19 protein-coding genes are annotated in these 18,698 nt (G+C 64.5%); 8 read left to right on the plus strand and 11 right to left on the minus strand.

Annotated elements, in window-relative coordinates; genetic code table 11:
* Positions 1-7 precede the first annotated feature (7 nt).
* A complete protein-coding gene (locus tag HKD46_RS08745) occupies positions 8-478 on the minus strand; it encodes an Lrp/AsnC family transcriptional regulator (protein ID WP_010672715.1) in 471 nt (156 codons plus the stop codon).
* 149 nt (positions 479-627) lie between these two features.
* Here HKD46_RS08745 and HKD46_RS08750 point away from each other — a divergent pair, with 149 nt between their 5' ends.
* Positions 628-1,146, plus strand: coding sequence for a tyrosine-protein phosphatase (locus HKD46_RS08750; RefSeq protein WP_010672714.1), 519 nt, complete (start codon positions 628-630; stop codon positions 1,144-1,146).
* 6 nt (positions 1,147-1,152) lie between these two features.
* Here the strand turns inward: HKD46_RS08750 and metA are convergent, their stop codons facing one another.
* A complete protein-coding gene (metA, locus tag HKD46_RS08755) occupies positions 1,153-2,100 on the minus strand; it encodes a homoserine O-succinyltransferase (protein ID WP_010672713.1) in 948 nt (315 codons plus the stop codon).
* Positions 2,101-2,244: 144 nt separating this feature from the next.
* On the opposite strand from metA, the gene HKD46_RS08760 reads away from it, so the two are divergent.
* Both HKD46_RS08760 and HKD46_RS08765 read left to right on the plus strand, forming a co-directional pair.
* Complete coding sequence (locus HKD46_RS08760; protein WP_041212363.1) at positions 2,245-3,489, plus strand: HD-GYP domain-containing protein; 1,245 nt, start codon at positions 2,245-2,247, stop codon at positions 3,487-3,489.
* Positions 3,490-3,517: 28 nt separating this feature from the next.
* Entirely contained in the window at positions 3,518-4,693 is a 1,176-nt protein-coding gene (locus HKD46_RS08765; RefSeq protein WP_161470162.1) for a molybdopterin-binding protein, read from the plus strand.
* On the opposite strand, the gene HKD46_RS08770 is transcribed toward HKD46_RS08765, so the two are convergent.
* Positions 4,690-5,205: a metal-dependent hydrolase gene (locus HKD46_RS08770; protein ID WP_010672710.1), complete on the minus strand. Its 516-nt coding sequence runs from the start codon at positions 5,203-5,205 to the stop codon at positions 4,690-4,692. The genes HKD46_RS08765 and HKD46_RS08770 overlap by 4 nt on opposite strands.
* A gap of 394 nt (positions 5,206-5,599) precedes the next feature.
* Between HKD46_RS08770 and HKD46_RS08775 the strand changes: the two genes are divergently transcribed.
* The 3 genes from HKD46_RS08775 to HKD46_RS08785 all read left to right on the plus strand — a co-directional run bounded on the left by HKD46_RS08775 (position 5,600) and on the right by HKD46_RS08785 (position 9,321).
* The gene (locus HKD46_RS08775) at positions 5,600-7,264 is read left to right on the plus strand and encodes a DUF342 domain-containing protein (protein WP_311698277.1); all 1,665 of its coding nucleotides are present in this window, start codon (positions 5,600-5,602) and stop codon (positions 7,262-7,264) included.
* 113 nt (positions 7,265-7,377) lie between these two features.
* Positions 7,378-8,187 (plus strand): sugar-phosphatase, encoded by an 810-nt coding sequence (gene yidA, locus HKD46_RS08780; protein ID WP_171865276.1) that lies wholly within the window; start codon positions 7,378-7,380, stop codon positions 8,185-8,187.
* Positions 8,188-8,550: 363 nt separating this feature from the next.
* Positions 8,551-9,321: a gamma-glutamyl-gamma-aminobutyrate hydrolase family protein gene (locus HKD46_RS08785; RefSeq protein WP_039039802.1), complete on the plus strand. Its 771-nt coding sequence runs from the start codon at positions 8,551-8,553 to the stop codon at positions 9,319-9,321.
* 151 nt (positions 9,322-9,472) lie between these two features.
* Here HKD46_RS08785 and HKD46_RS08790 read toward each other — a convergent pair whose 3' ends face one another.
* The 7 genes from HKD46_RS08790 to lptM form a co-directional block, all read right to left on the minus strand.
* Positions 9,473-9,877: a hypothetical protein gene (locus tag HKD46_RS08790; RefSeq protein ID WP_010672705.1), complete on the minus strand. Its 405-nt coding sequence runs from the start codon at positions 9,875-9,877 to the stop codon at positions 9,473-9,475.
* 71 nt (positions 9,878-9,948) lie between these two features.
* Positions 9,949-10,659 (minus strand): HAD-IA family hydrolase, encoded by a 711-nt coding sequence (locus tag HKD46_RS08795; RefSeq protein WP_171865278.1) that lies wholly within the window; start codon positions 10,657-10,659, stop codon positions 9,949-9,951.
* A 95-nt stretch (positions 10,660-10,754) separates the two neighbouring features.
* Positions 10,755-11,732: a tyrosine recombinase XerC gene (gene xerC, locus HKD46_RS08800; RefSeq protein WP_161470158.1), complete on the minus strand. Its 978-nt coding sequence runs from the start codon at positions 11,730-11,732 to the stop codon at positions 10,755-10,757.
* A complete protein-coding gene (locus tag HKD46_RS08805; RefSeq protein WP_041212252.1) occupies positions 11,725-12,405 on the minus strand; it encodes a DUF484 family protein in 681 nt (226 codons plus the stop codon). Before HKD46_RS08805 ends, xerC begins: the two co-directional genes overlap by 8 nt.
* 79 nt (positions 12,406-12,484) lie before the next feature.
* On the minus strand, positions 12,485-13,315 hold the full coding sequence (gene dapF, locus HKD46_RS08810; RefSeq protein ID WP_029313578.1) for a diaminopimelate epimerase: 831 nt from the start codon (positions 13,313-13,315) through the stop codon (positions 12,485-12,487).
* A 62-nt stretch (positions 13,316-13,377) separates the two neighbouring features.
* Complete coding sequence (gene lysA, locus HKD46_RS08815) at positions 13,378-14,628, minus strand: diaminopimelate decarboxylase (RefSeq protein WP_039039806.1); 1,251 nt, start codon at positions 14,626-14,628, stop codon at positions 13,378-13,380.
* A gap of 20 nt (positions 14,629-14,648) precedes the next feature.
* A complete protein-coding gene (lptM, locus tag HKD46_RS08820) occupies positions 14,649-14,849 on the minus strand; it encodes an LPS translocon maturation chaperone LptM (protein WP_171865280.1) in 201 nt (66 codons plus the stop codon).
* A 73-nt stretch (positions 14,850-14,922) separates the two neighbouring features.
* Between lptM and cyaY the strand changes: the two genes are divergently transcribed.
* Both cyaY and HKD46_RS08830 read left to right on the plus strand, forming a co-directional pair.
* Positions 14,923-15,237, plus strand: a complete 315-nt coding sequence (cyaY, locus tag HKD46_RS08825) for an iron donor protein CyaY (protein WP_010672698.1) — start codon at positions 14,923-14,925, stop codon at positions 15,235-15,237.
* Complete coding sequence (locus HKD46_RS08830; RefSeq protein WP_171865282.1) at positions 15,234-15,887, plus strand: alpha/beta hydrolase; 654 nt, start codon at positions 15,234-15,236, stop codon at positions 15,885-15,887. The genes cyaY and HKD46_RS08830 overlap by 4 nt, the downstream gene beginning before the upstream one ends.
* A 187-nt stretch (positions 15,888-16,074) precedes the next feature.
* Here HKD46_RS08830 and HKD46_RS08835 read toward each other — a convergent pair whose 3' ends face one another.
* On the minus strand, positions 16,075-18,594 hold the full coding sequence (locus tag HKD46_RS08835; RefSeq protein WP_042879398.1) for a class I adenylate cyclase: 2,520 nt from the start codon (positions 18,592-18,594) through the stop codon (positions 16,075-16,077).
* Between the last annotated feature and the right edge of the window lie 104 nt (positions 18,595-18,698).

Consider the following 18,698-nt stretch of genomic DNA (forward strand, 5'->3'; position numbering starts at 1 on the left):
CGCCCCGTCAGGGGTGGGGGAAGCAGGGAAGCGAGCGGCTGAACCTGTGCTCGAACACCAGGGAGGTCTCGAGGTGCACCACCTCTTCCCGGGAGGTGAAGTGATCGAAGACGAAATTGCGCAGGTGTTCGGTATCGGAGACGCACAGGTGCACCAGGAAATCATCCTTGCCGCCCATGTGAAACAGGCTGATCACCTCGGGCAGGGCCAGGATGGCGTCGCGAAACGCATCGATGATCTGGCGGCTGTGACGGGCCAGTTGCAGGGAGACCATGGCCTGGATGTGACCGCCCAGGGCCTGGTAATCCACCTCGCAGTGCGCCCCCTTGAGCACGCCATCCTGCTGCAGCTTGCGCACCCGCTCCAGACAGGTGGACGGCGCCACCCCGACCAGGGCCGCCAAATCCTTGTTGGTCATGCCCGCATCGCGAAACAGATGGGCCAGGATGTCCAAGTCCAGTTGATCCAGGTTTCTCATCTTTACTCCTTGCATCGCTCGATTTTTTTAGACTCTGCCCGTAAACCGGGCCGAACACAACGCAGATTGACATCGCCTCCGGCCCCTCTATGCTGTGCCGCACCCGCGGGATGCCGATCCCGTTGATCCCGGCCACCACGAGGAACCCCATGCTCAGTGCCCATCCCTTCTGGAGCCTGGACGTTCCACGGCTCGACGGCCAGCTCCTGCTCACCCCCTGCCCCGGCAGCCAGCAGGTCCCCATGGCCGACGCCCTTGCCCAGTTGCAGCTGGCCGGTGCCGGCGGGGTGCTGACCCTGATGACGGTGGAGGAGCTGGCCCTGTGCGGGCCCCTCTCTCTCGGGCAGCTGGTGCAGGCCAGAGGCATGAGCTGGTTCCATCTGCCCATTGCGGATGACGAGGCACCGGATGCCGCCTTCGAACAGGCCTGGCCCGGGGTGCAACCCCGACTGCTCGCCCTGCTGCGCGAGGGACGGCACCTTGCCATTCACTGCCACGGAGGAAGCGGGCGTACCGGGCTGGCGGCCGCCCTGCTGCTGATGACCCAGGGGCTGCCCCAGCAGGAGGCCATGACCCTCATCCGGGCCAGACGGCCACGGGCCTTCACCCTGGCCTGCCACCGTCACTGGCTCGATACCCGTGGACGGCGGCTGGCCGGGGCGGACTGATGGGCTCTATCCCTTGGGCTGCTGGTAGGTAAACACCTTGCCGATGTCTTCCACCTTGTAGCTGGTCAACTGGTAGACGTAATAGTTGAGCCAGTTGGAAAACAGCAGGTGACCGTGGCTACGCCAGGTGGCGCGCGGGGTCTGGCTTGGGTCGTTGTTCGGGTAATAGTTGACCGGAATGACGGGGGTGAGCCCGGCCGCCAGATCCCGCCGGTATTCCCCATCCAGGGTCAGAGCGTCATATTCCGGATGGCCGGTGACGAACACCTGGCGACAATCCTTGGTGGCGGCCAGATAGACGCCCGCCTCTTCCGACTCGGCGAAGATCTGCAGATCAGTGTGGGCGCGAATGAGATCCCCGTCGAAGGCCGCATAGCGGGAGTGGGGCGCCACGAATTCGTCATCGAAGCCGCGCAGCAGCGCCTCGTGCTCGTCGAGGCGGTGGTGGCGATAGACCCCGGAGAGCTTCTCGCCGTGGGTCTGCTTTTCCATGCCGTACAAGGCTTTCAGCGCCGCCTGCACCGCCCAGCAGAGGAAGAGGGTGGAGGTGACATGCTGATGGGACCACTCGATGATCTCGACGATGCGGGGCCAATAGACCACCTCCTCGAACTCCACCAGCCCGAGCGGCGCCCCCGTGATGATCATGCCGTCGTAGTTGTTGCCTCTCACCTGCTCAAAATCGTGATAGAAGTTCTCCAGGTGCGCCTGGGGCGTGTTTTTCGACTCCCGATCGTCGATGCGCAACAGATCCACGTCCACCTGCAAGGGCGAGTTGGAGAGCATCCGCATCAGCTGGATCTCGGTTTCTATCTTCTTGGGCATCAGATTGAGGATGAGCACCCGCAGCGGGCGGATGTTCTGGGTGACGGCCCGGGATTCCGTCATCACGAAGATGTTCTCCTGCCCCAGCACTTCGGCGGCGGGCAACTGGTCCGGGATCTTGATCGGCATGCTGACTCCCTGTACTGCATCGGTAAATATGTCTGGACATCTAGAAGCCTATAATAAAGCGCTCCCGCTGTCATCAGATACCTTTTGTATTCACCCCGCCCTTTGACTAGCATACGGCTCAGTGTGTCCCTCGTGCCCAACCCCATGACAGGAATCAAGATCTCCGTAGAACGGCTGCAAGTCGGCAATTATGTCTCCCTGCCTTTGGGATGGCGTGAGCACCCGTTTCTGTTCTCCAGCTTCAAGCTCAAGAGCGAGGAGGAGATCGAGCTCATTCGTCGCCTTGGCCTCAAGCTGGTGACCATCATTCCCGACAAGAGCGACACGCCGCCCAAGCCCCTCGGACAAACCCAGTCCCAGGCGGATGAGGTTGAAGGAGAGGGTCTTGTCGCCCGCCAGGAGGAGATGCAGCAGGAGAAACTGCGGCGCATCGAGCAGTTGCAGCGCTATCGCCGCGACCTGCAGCAGTGCGAGAAACAGTTCCGCCAATCCCTGGCCCAGGTGCGCAACCTCATGGGCAAGATCCAGTCCCGCCCCCTCAACGCCATCAGCGAGGCCCAGGAGCTGATCAACGCCATGACGGAGCAGCTCCTCTCGGTGGACGAGATGGTGCTGCACCTGGTCTCCGACAGCGATGATGGCAACAGCCTGCAGTTTCACTCCCTCAACGTCAGCGTGCTCAGCATGCTGCTCGCCCGGGAGTGCAAGTTGCCGGCCGAGGCGATCCGCCAGGTCGGCATGGGGGCCCTGTTCCACGACATCGGCAAGCTGAGGATCCCGAGCCAGATCCTGCGCAAGACGGAGCCGCTGACCAAGCCGGAGCAGAACCTGATGGCCCAGCATCCCCGCTACGGCCTGGAACTGCTGGGGCTGGTCAGCGATTTTCCGGAAGCAGCCAAGCAGATAGTGCAGAACCACCACGAGTACCTGGACGGCACCGGCCCCCAGGGGCTCAAGGGCGATCAGCTCGATCCCCTCACCCAGATCGTCTCCCTCATCAACGAGTACGACAACCTCTGCCACCTGGAGGCCAAGGTGCCCTACGCGGCCCTCGGCAGCCTCTACAAGCAGCGCAAGTCCCAGTTCAACGCCGATCACCTCGGCATGCTGATCCGGCTGATGGGGGTCTACCCCCCGGGTAGCGTGGTGCAGCTCTCCAACGGCCAGGTGGGGCTAGTGATGTCGGTCAACGCCTCCCGCCTGCTCTACCCCGCCGTGCTGGTATACGACCCCCGCATTCCGCGCCAGGAGGCGGCCATCATCGACCTCGACGCGGCCGGGCTGACCATCGCCAAGGTGATCCAGCCCAAACGCCTGCCCCCGGCGGTGTTCGAATACCTCAACCCCCGCACCCGGATCAGCTACTACTTCGAACACGGCAAGCCCTGAGAGGGCTGGCCCCACCCAAGGAGTCCCCATGCGCATCGAGATCATCAGCACAGGCGACGAGATAGTGACCGGCCTGGTGGTGGACACCAATGCCGCCTGGCTAAGTGCCCTCTTGCTGGAGCAGGGCTGGCAGGTGCGCCGCCGCGCCACCGTGGGGGACAACCTCGCGGATCTGACAGCCGTGCTGCAGGAGAGCGCCAACCGCGCCGAGGTGGTACTGGTGTGCGGGGGGCTCGGCCCCACGGCGGACGACCTCACCGCCCAGGCCGCGGCCGAGGCGTTTGACCAGCCCCTGACCCTGTTCCCGGACTGGCTCGCCACCATGGCCGAACGCTATGCCAGTCGGGGCCGCACCATGGCCCGGAGCAACACCAAGCAGGCCTGGCTGCCCCGGGACTGCGAGATCCTCGACAACCCGGTGGGCACCGCCTGCGGCTTTGTGGTCCGCCACCCGGCCAGCCACGGCCAGAGCCGGCTCTTCTTCACCCCGGGCGTGCCGTTCGAGTTCCAGCAGATGGTGCGCGAACAGATCATGCCCCGCCTCAAGGCGCTGGCCGGTGAAGAGACCGACACCGAGCTGCGCCGTTTCTACACCTTCGGCGTCTCGGAGTCCGCCCTCAGCGACATGCTGGATGCGGCCCCCTGGCCTGCCGGCATCGAGCTGGGCTACCGCTCCTCCATGCCCCTCATCGAGCTCAAGCTCATCGGCCACGGTGCCAGCACCGCCGACATGGACGCCGCCGAGGCGAGGCTGCTTGCGGCCATCGCCCCCTGGCTGGTGGGGCGTGGCAACGAGGCGCCTGCCAGCCAGATCCTGGCCCTGCTGGGGGAGCGGTCGCTGCACCTGCAGGAAGGGGAGAGCCGGGGCGCCCTGCTGACCATGTGTCACGGGTACCCGGCCCTGACCGCCGGCTTCAGCCACACCCTGAGCGACGATCTGACTCAACTGGCAGTGCCCGCCGCCCCCCTGAGCCTCACCATAGGCCGTGCCGGACCGGACGGCGTGCCGCTGCTGCTCTGCGCCGACGGGCAACTGCACGGCCAGACGCTCAGGGTCAGCCACCCGGATCCCGCGAGCGGTCGCCGGATCCTCGCCTTCGCCGCCCTCGACATGCTGCGCCGCCACCTGCTGGGGCTGCCGGTGCTCGCCGATTACCTCACCCTGACCCGAACGGCCAGGTGCCAGGAGGGCGCCCGGGGCTAGAAGTGAGCCAAGCCTGCACCGCCATGGACCCAGTACCCGGCGAGCGCCAGGGTCAGCAGGCAGAAGGCCCTCTCGTAACCCCCGCCGCTCTTGAGGGGCAGGCCGGGCAGGCGAAAGCGCCGACGCCAGGGCCAGAGCAGGGGAATGCCCATGGGGGTGAGCCAGTCCCCCAGCAGATGGCTGAGATAGCCCACGATGAGGGCATCCTTCACCGCCCCCGACAGCAACCAGGGGGCTTCTACCTGGGCCAGCCCCCAGACCCCCATCCCCACCGCCAGCAGGCTGTGGGTGAAGCCGCGATGGCCGAACAGCCGGGAGAGCGGCCCCGAGATCCAGGGCAGTTGCCGCCCGAGCAGGGAACGGGGGTGATCGAGATCCGGCAGCAGGGCGCTCGCCAGGGCCATGGGGACGATGTGCCACAGGCTGGCATCGGCCAGGGCCGGAGTCAGTTCGACCTTGTGGGCAAGCAGGACGCAGGTGACGGAAAACAGCAGGTGGCCTTGGGCGGTCATGGGGCTCGTTCGGTTGGACAGAAAAAGGGGCTGATCGGTGGCGACCAGGGTCCTCGCCCTGGGGCGGCGGCAGATTAAAATCCTTCTCTTCCTGCCTGGCAAGGTGATTTGCATCGCCTCCCTCAACTTGATGGACACTCTGGATAGCGAAAGCATAAAACATCAGCATATTGCGCTAAAAAACCGCAATGGAGACCATGGCATGGCCGGCTCCGCCCCTCTCCCGTCAGCCGATATTTCCTCAACCCGGCTCACCCATTTGCATTCAGATCGTTGACCCGGAAGGAAAAATACCCGAATACTGCGCGTTGGATCCGCCCCGGCGGCATTGGATGCCGGCAAGGAGAGGCCCCGGCATGGGGCAAACCGGACAGGGACAACAAAGGAGGGCCCGGTGTTAAGCAAAGCGTGGTTTCAGCTGTCGGCCGACATGAGCTATGTCTGCCTGCGCATCACCCCGGGCCTCACCGAGCCCATCCAGGAAAGCGACGTCCTCGCCCTGCTGCGACTCTCCAACTGCCGGCGCTACGAACCCCTCGGCGAGGGGATCCGTGAAGCCGTCACCCTGCTCAACGCCCTCATCGCAGAGCCGGATGCCCCCGCGCATCCGCCAGTCCCCATTGCCCGGCGCCAGGATGCCAGGCTGCTCATCCAGGTGGACAAGGACCAGATGAGCGCCAGGGCGCAGATCACCGCGGACTGGGGCGGCCAGCCCCTGACCCTGGCCCGGTTGCAGGAGGCCCTGGCGGCCAGCACGGTCACGCAGGGGGTGAGCGAGCGACTGCTTGCCGCCGCCATCCAGGCAGCGGGTGAGGCGGCACCCGGTGCCCAGCTCAATCCCGTCATCGCCCTCGGCAAGGCCGCCAGGCACGGCCTGGATACCCGCCTGGAGCGGCTGGTGGAGACCGCAGCCGAGCGGATCCTCAAACCCCAGGAGCGGGATCACGGCAAGGTGGACATGCGCGACCTCGGCACCCTGCTCACCGTCAAGGCGGGGGCGTTGCTGATGCGCAGGCACCCCGCCACCCAGGGCATCGACGGCTTCACCGTGACGGGCCAGACCCTGACCGCCCGCCACGGCAAGGAGAGCCCCATGACGCCGGGTGACGGCACCTGCCTCTCCCCCGAGGATCCGGACCTGCTGCTGGCGACCCGCCCGGGGCTCCCCTGTCAGGAGCGTGCCGGGATGCGGGTCGACGAGGTGCTCAACGTCAAGCAGGTCGACATCCGCCACGGCCACGTCGAGTTCGAGGGATCGCTGCTGGTCACCGGGGACGTCATGCCCGGCATGCGCGTCAAGACCAGCGGGGACGTGGTGATCGGCGGCTTCGTCGAGGGCGGCTACATCGAATCCGGCGGCACCATCACGGTGCGCAACGGCATCATAGGGCGCAAGCTGGCGGACGACGAATACCTCTGCCACCTCAACGCCGGGGGGGAGATCCACGCCAGCTATGCCCAGTACGCCAGGCTGGAGGCCGATGGCGACATCCATATCCTGAGCCAGCTCAGCCACTGCTATTGCCGCAGCGGCCAGGATCTCAAGGTGGGGGACAGCGCCATGCGCAAGGGGCACCTCATCGGCGGCATCAACATCGCCAACCGGCTCATCATGGCCCCGGTGCTCGGAGCCTCGGCGGCCAACCGGACCCGGTTGCAGATCCTCGGTGGCTATTTCAGCCAGAAGGAGCAGGAGCTGGCGCTGCGCCAGCGCAAACAGACCTGCGCCGAGCAGATAGACAAGCTGCAGGATCTCATCCTGCGGCTGCTGCAACTGCCCCGTGACAAGCGCAATCCCGAGACCCTGCAGAAGATCAAGGCGCTGCGCACCCGCCAGTTCGACGAGAGCAAGAGCCTGGACGAACAGCTCGCCGAGGCGCAGCGGGAGCTGCAGGCGCTCATGGCCAACATGGACATCATCGCCACCCAGCGCCTCTTCCCCGGCGTCGAGGTGGAGATGGCCCATCACCACAACAGGGTCGACATCGAGCACGGCCCCATCCACTTCGCCATCCGGGAAGATCAGCTGCAACTGACCCCCTACCAGGGCCAGCGCTGAGGGGCAACGTGCCCCCGCGTCGGCAGGCGGCGTGATCCCGGCGGCGATTTTCGCTACACTCGGCCTCCCCATGGCCCCATCGGGCGGGCCGGCCAGACTCAGGTAGTGAGAAGATGTACAAGCTGATCGCATTGGATATGGATGGCACCCTGCTGACCCCAGAGGGCCGAATCTCCCCCCGCACCCAGGCCGCCATCGCGGCAGCCCGCGCCAGGGGCGTGACCGTGGTGCTGGCCTCCGGCCGCCCGCTGGAAGGCATGACCGCCGCCCTGACCGAGCTGGGCCTCACCGGCCAGGATGACTACGTCATCTGCTACAACGGCGCCCTGGTGCAGCAGGTGTCCGAGCAACGCATCATCCGCAGCCAGTTGCTGACCGGCAGCGACGCCCGTGCCATCGCCCACCTGGCCTGTGAGCTGGGGGTGAACATCCACGGCTTCTCCGTCCGCCAGGGGCTCATCAGCCCCAGGATCAGCCCCTACACCGAGCACGAATCCCGCCTCATCGGTCAACCCATCAACCTGGTGGACTTCGCCACCCTGCCCGACGACGAGCAGATCATGAAGGTGATGATGATTGACCCAGAGCCCCTGCTCTCCCGTGCCATCGCCCAGCTGCCCGCCGAACTCCACGAGCGCTATACCGTGGTGCGCAGCGCACCCTATTTCCTCGAGTTCATGAACAAGTGCAGCAACAAGGGCACCGGCGTCGCCGCCCTGGCCGAGCACCTGGAGCTGGATGCCTCCCAGGTGATCGCGGTGGGAGATGCGGGCAACGATCACCACATGATCGCCTACGCCGGACTCGGGGTCGCCATGGGCAACGCCACCGACGAGATCAAGGCGCTGGCACAGCACACCACGGGGCGCAACGATGAAGACGGGGTCGCCCAGGTGATCGAACGTTTCATCCTGAACGCCTGAGTCGACAAGGGGCCCTGTGGGCCCCTTCTGCTATCCGGCCGCCCGGCCAGATGTTTAATATATCCACCATCAAATCGCTCGCCGCGCCAGGCATTCCCCCTCAAGCCCCTTTAAATGGGACTCGCAGCCGCATCTCGACATCAGCGGTTAACATAATTGCATCATTTTGTTTGACATATTGAACGGCCTTGGCAGACTGGAGGCAGGATCCAGGCTGTCGTTGCCAAGGCTGACCGACGATTCTGGCACGCTGGCGCGACCCTGATCCCACGACCATGCCTTGAGGCATGCCCTTGCGAGCCGAGGCGGCAAGGGCCTTCCCAAGGCGCAGGATGAGACCGCCAAGGATAGCCAAGGTGACCTATGCCCAACCCCAGTGCCCATAACAAACCCGTCGTGCTGATGACCATGGGGGCCCAGGCCCGCAGTGGCCACGCCTACCAGGTCATGACCCACAAATACATCAAGCCTCTGGTGGAGATCAGCGGCTGCGTGCCGCTGCTGGTGCCCACCTGCTGTGGCACCGAGGATCTGGAGCAGTATCTGGACCTCGCCGACGGGGTCTATCTGAGCGGTGCTGGCTCCAACATCGATCCTGCCCTCTATGGCCAGGAGAACCTCACCCCGGAGAAGCCCCAGGACAGGGACAGGGATCTGTTCGATATTCCCCTGGTGCGCGCCGCCCTCGACCGTGGCCTGCCGATCCTCGGGATCTGCCGCGGCATGCAGGAAATCAACGTAGCCCTGGGAGGCGACATTCACCAGAAGGTCTATTGCGAGCCGGGTTATGACGATCATCGGGAGGATGCGGATGACCCGGTGGACGAGCAGTATGGCGAGAGCCATCAGGTCGAGCTGGTGCCCGGTACCTGGCTGGCCGAGCTGATGGGGCAGCCGTCGATTCCGGTCAACTCCCTCCACGGGCAGGGGATCAAGACGCTGGCCAAGGGGCTGGCCCCCCTGGCCCATGCCGAAGACGGGCTGATCGAGGCGATCCACGCTCCCGCCCTCTCCCCCTTCCTGCTGGCGGTGCAGTGGCACCCGGAGTGGAAGGCCAGCGAGAACCCCCACTCCATCAAACTCTTCACCGCCTTTGGCGACGCCTGCCGCCGGTTCAGGCAGCAGGTCGGCTAGTCGCCGACCCCTTGCCCTTGAGCCTGGGCAGGGCCTCGTACATCGGGGGCTGCCCAGAGGCATCCGACGTGACGGGCCTGTGACCCCCCCACGCCATCAAGCTGCCCACTGCTTTCGGCGACGCCTCCTGCCCGTTCAAGCAGCAGAAGCGCTAGTCGCCAAATCCCTTGCCCTTGAGCTTGGGCAGGGCCCCGCGATCAGGGCGCAGGGTACGGCAGACATCCAGCCCCTTGAGGCCCCGCTGGATATGGTCCGGGGCCTGCCCGAGCACCATGCCGTTGCCGCGATAGAGACGGGCATCCTCCAGCTCGAACAGCTCGCCGCCGATGAGCAGTTGCTCCCGGCCATTCACCACCTTGCCCCGTTTCAGGGGCAGGGTCATGTCCACCTGGATCTCGCCGGTGGCACACCCCTCGCGCCAGCGCGCCTCGTCGGAAAACGGGGAGATGGCGATCTCCCGCCAGGATCCGTCCCTGAACTCCATCCGGTAACGGTCTTGCACCAGATCGCATCCCGCCAGCATCACGGGGATCGCCAGCCAGATGACACCCTTCATTCCCTTCACGCCCTTGCTCCCTTGTTGTTATTGCCAGATATAGATCACGGAATCTGTCCCTCATCCCCAGCTCAGAGCAGCAGGGTGGCCAGATCCTGCAACTGCCCCAGCTCCACATCCGGCAGCAGCGACAGCGACTGCCAGGACTGACCGCTCTCGTTGAGCCAGGCGGCCCGAAAGCCGTGCAGCCTGGCCCCCAGCACGTCGGTCACCGGGTGATCCCCCACATGAAGGATGCGGCCGGGGGCCAGCCCCAGGGCCTCTTGCACCTGCACGAACATGTCGGGCGCCGGTTTCATTCTGGTTCCCGCTCCCGCCTTGCAGACCAGGGTGAAGTAGCCAGCCAGACCCGCCTGCTCCAGATCCAGGTTGCCGTTGGTGATCACCGCCAGCGGATAGCGCGCCGCCAGACGAGCCAGCAGGGCGTGAGTCGCCTCGCTCACCTCTATCTTAGAGCGCTCGGCCATGAAGCCGGTGAACACCGCCCGGGCCTGCTGCTCCGCCAGCCCGGGCTCCATGCCCCCCTGCACCAGGGCCTCGCGAATGCCACGCTGGCGCGCCAGGCTAACGTCGTGGCTCAGCGCCGGGTGGTCCAGCAGCAACTGGCGCTTGAGCGCGAGCCAGCGCGGCTTGTCCAGCATGGCGGTAGCCAGGTATTCGCTGCGCAGGTGGTCCAGCATCCACTGTTCCGCCCGCGCGATGGCGGGGCCGTTGTCATAGAGGGTGTCGTCCAGATCGAACGAGATGGCGGCCACCGGCTGCCAGCGACGGTAAAACTGCATGGCTGTTCCTCTTTACTCCTCATCCTCTGGCGTTGCGAGCTCCCGCCTGACCGGGGCGACGTGGAGATTGTCATCCCCGCAGATCGCACACCACATCACTCATCCTCCGGCGTTTCCGGATCCCGCTTCGCCCGCGGGTGGGCACTGTCATATACCTTGGCCAGATGCTGGAAGTCGAGGTGGGTATAGATCTGGGTAGTGGAGAGATCCGCATGCCCCAGCAGCTCCTGCACCGCCCGCAGGTCGCCGGAGGATTCCAGCATGTGGGTGGCGAAGCTGTGGCGCAGCTTGTGGGGGTGCACGTGGGCATTGAGAGCCTGCTTGTTGCCCCAGCCGTCGAGCCGCTCCTGTACCGAGCGGGCCGAGAGCCGCTGCCTGCGCTTGGAGACGAACAATGCCTCCCCCTCGTCACCGGCCAGCAGGGGGCGTACCTTGAGCCACTTGTGCAACCACTCCACCGCCATCCGCCCGATGGGCAGCACCCGCTCCCGCGAGCCCTTGCCGATCACCCTGAGCTGGCGCTCGTCGAGCTTCACGTCCGCGAGGTTGAGCCCCACCAGCTCGGCAAGGCGCAGGCCGGAGGAGTACATCAGCTCCATGATGGCGCGATCCCGCACCGCCAGCGGATCCTGCTCGTCGGTGATGTTGAGCAGCTGGTACATCTCGTCCACGTCCAGGTTCTTGGGCAGGGGCCGCCCCTGCTTGGGGGTGACGATGCCCCGCGCCGGGTTGGCGGTGAGCCGCCCCTGGCGCACCTGCCAGTCGCAGAAGCTGCGCAGGGCCGACACCTTGGTGGCAAGGGAACGGGGCGCCAACCCCCCCTTGTGCATCCGGGTCACCAGACTGCGCACCTGGCTCGCCTCGAGCCGGGCCCAGTCGTCGACCCCGAGCTTCACCAGCTCGGCGGTCATGGCTTCCAGATGGGCCTGATAGTTGCTGCGGGTGTGGGGGCTGAGCTGGCGCTCGACCCTCAGGTATTCGATAAAGGCGTCCAGCTCCCCCACCAGTGCGACCGGCAGAGGGTCGGCGGCAGGGAGCACCTTGACAGGGGATCGGGTCGTTGCCTTAGCCACGGGCCAGCTCGGGCAGACGCAGCTGCAGCAGACGCCCTAGCTGACCCAGCAGCAGGGTGTCGTTGTGGGGGGTGAAGTGGCTGGGATCCGAGCTCGCGAAGGCCAGCACGCCGAGCTCCCCGAGCCGCATCAGGGCCACCGAGTTGACCAGCACATCATTGCCAAACAGCGCCTGCTTCTCGCTCTGGTTGAGGCGGCCGAAATAGTAGTCCGTGCCGGGCAGGCGCTGCCCCAGCAGTTGTTCGAGCTGTTTGCCCTGCGCCAGGAAACGCTGCTCGGGGCCGCTCAGCTGGAAATGCCTGGGATTGAGCCAGAGCCGCAGGCCGGTGAGTCGCAGCCGCTGGACGAAGGCCTTGCCCATCACGGCGCTCAGCTCGAACAGGGTCTGGCAGCCGTAGATCTCCCCATAGAGATCCGCATAGACCCGGAAGATCCGCTCGTTCTCGCTGGCGACCCCCATCAGTTCGGTGATCTCCTGCTCCAGCTGCTCGATGCGCTCCCGCTGACGGTCCAGCTGGCGCTCCACCAGGGAGATGGTGCCCTTTTGCCCATGGGGAATGCGGATCTTGTCCAGCATGGCCCCGTGACGCAGGAAAAACTCGGGATAACGGGCCAGGTACTCCAGCACTGTGGCTTCATCCACCAGTGATTCCTGCCGTTTGAGTTCGCTCATAACTTGGTTGATCCATCCGAAAAAGGGGCCAAGGGCCCCGATATGATCCGTTGATGGAGCGGGATCACCCGCTCCTTGTCTACAACTCTATCTGGCCGTCAAAGACGTGCTCGGCCGGCCCCGTCATGTAGACGGGCTGACCCGGTCCCTTCCAGGCGATGGTCAGCTTGCCACCCGGCAGGGTGACGGTGACCCGCTCCTTGAGCTTGCCCTGGCTGATGCCTATCACCACGGCCGCACAGGCCCCGGTACCGCAGGCCAGGGTCTCCCCCACCCCGCGCTCGAAGACCCGCAGCTTGATCTCGCTGGCGTTGACCATCTCCATGAAGCCGACGTTGACCCGCTCGGGGAAGCGCTCGTGGCGCTCCATGATGGGTCCCAGGGTCTCCACCGGCGCATCGGCCACCGAGGGCACCTCGATGACGCAGTGAGGGTTGCCCATGGAGACGGCACCGCACATCACGGTGTGATCCTGGGCCCGCAGCAGATACGTCTTCTCCGCCTTCTGGGCACGGAACGGGATCTTGCCCGGCTCAAACTGGGGCACCCCCATGTTGACCGTGACCTGGTTCTCCCCTTCCAGCTGCAGAGTGATGCGGCCCCGGGCGGTACTGACCGCGATGCGATCCCGGTTGACCAACCCCTTGAGACGCACGAAACGGGCGAAGCAACGGGCCCCGTTGCCGCACTGTTCCACCTCGCTGCCGTCGGCATTGAAGATACGGTAATGGAAGTCGAGCTCGGGGTCATAGGGCGGCTCCACCAGCAACAGCTGGTCGAAGCCGATACCGAAGTGACGATCCGCCAGCTTCTTGATGATGTCGTTGCTGAAGAACACCTTCTGGGTGACGCCATCCACCACCATGAAGTCGTTACCGAGGCCGTGCATTTTGGAAAACTCAATCAACATCGCGCGTTCCTGTCTCACCGTTAATCACGCTCTCACATGGAGGAACGCTGAAAATCCATCCATCACGGCAGCAGGTGCTCGCCACGCCAGAGATCCGCCAACTGCTCCCGCTCACGGATGAGGTGCGCCTGGTCACCGTCCACCAGCACCTCGGCCGCACGGGGTCGGGTGTTGTAGTTGGAGGACATGGTAAAGCCGTAGGCGCCAGCGGAACGCACCGCCAGCAGGGAGCCCTCGGCAATCGCCAGGGTACGCTCCTTGCCGAGGAAGTCGCCGGTCTCGCACACCGGGCCCACCACGTCATAGAGTGCCTTCTCGTGGGTCGCCCGGCTGTCCACCTCGATGATGTTCATCCAGGCGCCGTAGAGGGAGGGGCGCAGCAGATCGTTCATGCCGGCGTCGATCAGGGCGAAGTTGCGAGTCTCGCCGGGTTTGAGGAACTCGACCCGGGTCAACAGCACACCGGCGTTGGCGACGATGGCGCGGCCCGGTTCGAACAAGAGGGTCAGATCCCGGCCCGCCAGCTTCTGCTTGAGCGCCTCGGCATACTCGGTGGGGTGCGGCGGCTGCTCGGCGCCGTAGTTGACCCCCAGACCGCCGCCCACGTCCAGGTGATGGATGTGGATGCCTTCCGCCGCCAGCTCGTCGATGAGCTTGAGCAGCTTGTCCGCCGCCTCCATAAAGGGATTCAATTCAGTGAGTTGCGAGCCGATGTGGCAATCCACCCCCTTGATCTCGATGTGGGCCATGGCCGCTGCCTTGCGGTAGATGGCGGGCGCCTGTTCGATGGGGATGCCGAACTTGTTCTGCTTGAGGCCGGTGGAGATATAGGGGTGCGTGCCTGCGTCGATGTCCGGGTTGACCCGCACCGAGACCCGCGCCTTCTTGCCCATGCTGCCTGCGACCCGGTTCAGGCGCTCCAGCTCGGCTTCGGACTCCAGGTTGAAGCAGAGGATCTCTTTTTCCAGCGCAAGGCGCATCTCGGCTTCGCTCTTGGCGACGCCGGAGAAGACCACCTTGGCCGGATCACCGCCCGCCGCCAGCACCCGGGACAGCTCGCCGCCGGAGACGATGTCAAAGCCCGAACCGAGGCGTGCCAGCAGATTGAGCAGGGCCAGGTTGGAGTTGGCCTTGACCGCATAGCAGATCAGGTGGGGAATGTCGCCAGCCGCCTGGTCGAAGGCATGCCAGTGGCGTTCCAGGGTGGCGCGGGAGTAGACATAGAGCGGAGTGCCGTACTGGTCGGCAAGCTGTTGCAGGGGAAGCTGTTCGGCCTGAAGCTGACCGTCTGCGTCGTAGTTAAAGTGATCCAAGGGGGCGGTTCCTTCCTAGATTATTGCGGCGCGGCCTCTGAGGCCGGTGTAGCGGTCGCAGGCGAGGCGGCTTGCGGTGTACTCTCTGTCTTGGGCTGTGTCTGCTCTGCAGGTGCGGGCTGTGCGGCCGGCGGCATGTAAAGCGGCCCCGTCAGGCCACAGGCGGCCAACCCGAGCGACAGCGACGCGGCAAACAGGCACTTGGTGAACTGGGTAATCATAATGGTTCGCTGCGAAAAAATTTTTGGCCCTCTATAATCGCACTCACATTGTTAAAAGCAACAGGATAAACCGATGAAGGATCACGAGTATCACGCCCTGACCGACGCCTTTTTCCAGTATGTGGAAGACACCATCGACGAGGGGTATCCGGATATCGACTGCGAACGCGCAGGCGGGGTGCTGACCTTGAGCTTCGAGAACAAGACCAAGGTCATCATCAACAAGCAGGAGCCCCTGCACCAGATCTGGGTCGCTACCCGGGAGAACGGCTTCCACTTCGAGCTGCGCGGTGACAGCTGGATCGACAACCGCTTCGGCGACGAGCTCAAGGCCCTGCTGACCCGGGCCTGCACCACCCAGGCCGGCGAGCCCGTGGTCTTCTCATGACGGATCTGCATCCCGAAGGTGCCCGCCATGCGGTGATCTGGCTGCACGGGCTGGGGGACTCCGGCGCCGGCCTCGCCCCCCTGGTGGAGGCGCTGGCCCTGCCCGCCGACCTGCCCGTCCGCCATCTGCTGCCGGATGCTCCCGAGCGTCCCATCACCATCAACATGGGCTACCGGATGCGCGGCTGGTACGACATCAAGAGCTTCGAGGATCCGGCAGATCGCGCCGTGGAGTCCCATGTCAGGGAGTCAGCGGCCCGTATCGCCTCGCTGATTGAACAGTTGGTGGCCGAGGGTTTCGCCCCCGAGCGCATCGTGCTGGCCGGCTTCTCCCAGGGGGGCGTCATCGCCTCCTTCACCGCCCTGCGCCATTCGGTGCCACTGGCAGGCCTGCTCTGCATGTCCACCTATCTAGCGGTACCCGATGCCCTGCCCGGCGAGATGAGCGAGGCGGCCCGCGCCCTGCCCATCTGCTACATGCACGGCATCTATGACGACGTGGTGAACCTCTCCATGGGCTGGGACGCCAAGAACCGGCTGGAAGCGGCGGGACTCAGCCCCGAGTGGCACGAATACCCCATGCGCCACGAGATCTGCCGCCCCCAGCTGGGCGACATTCGCAGCTGGTTGCTGGCCCGCCTCGGCGCCTGATTGTCGGATCACGGGTAAGACAACGGCCTGCATCAGCAGGCCGTTTGCTTTCATCCCTGACGGCGATGCTCGACGGCATCCCCCACTGGCCGCGGCCCCCTCCACACCAGATTCCCGCACCACGGATACGACAACGGCCTGCATCATGCAGGCCGTTTGCCATCTTGCCGGTGCGGCTATCAGCGCATCATCCTACTTCCCGCGCCGCTCCTGGGGTGTCCCGCTGCGGGCTCTGGCTGCGGTAGGGGATCACATCGAGTTTGTCACCCACCTGCACGATTTCGTAGTACTGGGGCAGGTTGAAGTTGCTGAACTGACCCGCATTGCTGAATCGCTCGTGACCCGAGGTGTAGAACCGGTTCACCCCCTGTACCAGTTCGTCCTTGTTGCCGGCGAAGTGCTGGTAGATCTCCACCCGGTTCGCCTCGTCCAGGATATAGATGTTGGTGCCTGCATCCCGGGTATCGAAGAAGAACTGCACCAGCCCTTCGCTGGCGTAGGCGTCGACGATGCCGGGCAGGTGCTGGCTGTGAGTCTTGTCGAGGCGCAGCGGCAGGTGATCCAGCTTGTTGTGGGAGATGTGACGGTAAAAATCGATGGCGTTTTCCAGCTTTTTGACCGACACCCCGCGCCGCTCGAAGAAGATGCCGTACTTCTCCTTGCCGAGCGCCAGCGTCTTGACCAGCTGCTGCTTGTCCCGGGCCAGACGCAACTCGATGCATTCAGCCACAAGCTGCTGGAAGCGGGTGCGCACCAGGGAGCGGAAGTGCTGGCTGTAGCAGAACACCTCGATCATCTCGGGGGCCGCGGCGTCCTGGTGCATTTTGCCGAGGATGGTGGTGAGGGCGTCCACCACGGCTTCCTCTCCCTCGAAGTGCAGGGTGCGGATCTCGCTCCAGGAGTTGCGATAGACGAGATCCACGGATCCCACCAGACACTCCTGGTTGCGACCGAACGAGAAGACGTCCGCGGCGTTGGCATCGAACTCGATCACCTGCCCCACCCAGTGGCTGGACGGGTCCGTCTCCAGGTTCAGGAAGATGGAGAGCTGGCGGATCTCGCATGGCCGGCTCAGGGCCAGGTTGGTCGCGCGGGGATACTTGACCGGGAAGGTGCCGGAGAGATCGCGACAGAACTGATGCAGGTTGTCGATGTGCAGATCCGAGCCCTGGTTGAACAGGTGTACCCGGGACTGGGGCGTCAGCAGGCCGTTGAAATAGGCCCAGGCCACCAGCTTGCTGATGTAGCCGTTATATTCGAGCGGCGCCCGGCCGATGATGTCGGCGGGTTCGAGGGAATGCTTGTAGAGATACCAGCCGGCGCGATTCAGGCGGCCGTGGGGTACCTGTACCAGGCTGAGATCCGGCTCGCCGAGATCCGGCGCAATCTTGAGGTTGATGCGCTGCACCTTGCCCGGCAGGCTCTCGAATGCGGCATAGAGCTTGCGCGACAGGATGCCGATGTCTTCCGGGTTGATGGACTCGCTGATGTTATTGCGCCGGGCGAACTGGATGAGGTTGCGGTAGCTCTGCATCAGAGCCTCCAGCAACTCGGCGTAGGCCACCTTGACGTCCTCGACCTTCCACTCCTGGCGGTGATCAAGGTGGTAAAGGCGCTCCGGACTCCAGCCCCAGTAGGCTACCAGCTGGGCCATCTGCTCCCGACGCCAGTCCGGGGAGTGATCTTCCTTGGGATGGCTCAGCCCGTCGCACACCTTCAGATAGAAGCAGCGACGCACCAGATCGAGGCGCTGCATGTCGCCGATGGACTTGAGGTAGTTGGTCACCTTGTCCAGCATCAGGCAGTAGTTGTCGAGGCGGTAGTGCATCCCCTCGTTGTGCTGGAACCAGTCGCGACTGGTCACCGACAGCAGCCGGGTGTTGGGATACTCGTGGGAGTAGGCCTCCATCAGCACCGACTTGAGTACCGCCTTGTAGGGGGAGTCGATCCCCTTGTAGAGCTGCCACAGGGCGGAGCCGAAATACTCCTCGGCAGGAATGCGATCAAAGCCCCCCAGATCGAGCCAGTCATCCTGGCTCAACTTGCCGTGGGCAAACAGGCCGTTGACGTAGTCGTCGTAGTGATCGTCATATTCGGCCGGCACCAGATACCAGAGCAGCCGCTTGCCGGCGATGTGCATGGCGCTGCGGTAGAACTCGTCGAGCAGCAGCAGGTGCTGGGCGCTGCCGCAGCTCTCCCCCTGCATCTGGGCATCGTTGCGCTGGCGGAACTTGTCTTCGGGGATCAGGAAGAAGTTGAGATCGACCCCCCGCTGCTCCGCCCACATGGAGAGGTGCTGGCACTTCTGTTCCAGCAGGGCGAGGCGCTCGCTCGACAGACCGGCCACGTGACAGACCCAGATGTCGAGATCCGAGTGGCAGCACTGACCGATGGAGGAGGTGCTCCCCATGGAGTAGAGGCCCTGGATGGACTTGTCGTGGGTACTGAGACCGCCCTGGCAGTTGGCGTTCTGGCAGAGATCCTGGATGAAGGCCTGCTGGGCCTCGTTGGCGACAAAACTCCAGATACCATGAGGCACATCCCCTGCCACATAACCGGGCAACAGGGGGTGATTGAAGTGCAGCATGACAGGCAGCAAGTGGAAAACCTGCTGCCCGTAGCGACTCATGAGATCCAGCGCTCGTTGCGTCTTGAGACGATTGAGTTCGTCGTAGCGCGCCACCAGCGTGTCGAGTTTAACCAGCAATGCCCTACCTATGGGGAAGAGAAATGACGCACCAAAACGGGGAGACGTCAAAAAAGTGTGATCATGTTAACAATGCAAACAGCAGTGGTAAACAAGCCCGCACA

Source organism: Aeromonas sp. TW 6, from assembly GCF_013168745.1.
GTDB lineage: Bacteria > Pseudomonadota > Gammaproteobacteria > Enterobacterales > Aeromonadaceae > Aeromonas > Aeromonas caviae.

Bases quoted from the DNA above. Each gene is read 5' to 3' on its own strand.
- HKD46_RS08745 (WP_010672715.1), bottom strand. From the start codon at position 478: ATGAGAAACCTGGATCAACTGGACTTGGACATCCTGGCCCATCTGTTT.
- HKD46_RS08750 (WP_010672714.1), top strand. From the start codon at position 628: ATGCTCAGTGCCCATCCCTTCTGGAGCCTGGACGTTCCACGGCTCGAC.
- metA (WP_010672713.1), bottom strand. From the start codon at position 2,100: ATGCCGATCAAGATCCCGGACCAGTTGCCCGCCGCCGAAGTGCTGGGG.
- HKD46_RS08760 (WP_041212363.1), top strand. From the start codon at position 2,245: ATGACAGGAATCAAGATCTCCGTAGAACGGCTGCAAGTCGGCAATTAT.
- HKD46_RS08765 (WP_161470162.1), top strand. From the start codon at position 3,518: ATGCGCATCGAGATCATCAGCACAGGCGACGAGATAGTGACCGGCCTG.
- HKD46_RS08770 (WP_010672710.1), bottom strand. From the start codon at position 5,205: ATGACCGCCCAAGGCCACCTGCTGTTTTCCGTCACCTGCGTCCTGCTT.
- yidA (WP_171865276.1), top strand. From the start codon at position 7,378: ATGTACAAGCTGATCGCATTGGATATGGATGGCACCCTGCTGACCCCA.
- HKD46_RS08785 (WP_039039802.1), top strand. From the start codon at position 8,551: ATGCCCAACCCCAGTGCCCATAACAAACCCGTCGTGCTGATGACCATG.
- HKD46_RS08790 (WP_010672705.1), bottom strand. From the start codon at position 9,877: ATGAAGGGTGTCATCTGGCTGGCGATCCCCGTGATGCTGGCGGGATGC.
- HKD46_RS08795 (WP_171865278.1), bottom strand. From the start codon at position 10,659: ATGCAGTTTTACCGTCGCTGGCAGCCGGTGGCCGCCATCTCGTTCGAT.
- HKD46_RS08805 (WP_041212252.1), bottom strand. From the start codon at position 12,405: ATGAGCGAACTCAAACGGCAGGAATCACTGGTGGATGAAGCCACAGTG.
- dapF (WP_029313578.1), bottom strand. From the start codon at position 13,315: ATGTTGATTGAGTTTTCCAAAATGCACGGCCTCGGTAACGACTTCATG.
- lptM (WP_171865280.1), bottom strand. From the start codon at position 14,849: ATGATTACCCAGTTCACCAAGTGCCTGTTTGCCGCGTCGCTGTCGCTC.
- cyaY (WP_010672698.1), top strand. From the start codon at position 14,923: ATGAAGGATCACGAGTATCACGCCCTGACCGACGCCTTTTTCCAGTAT.
- HKD46_RS08830 (WP_171865282.1), top strand. From the start codon at position 15,234: ATGACGGATCTGCATCCCGAAGGTGCCCGCCATGCGGTGATCTGGCTG.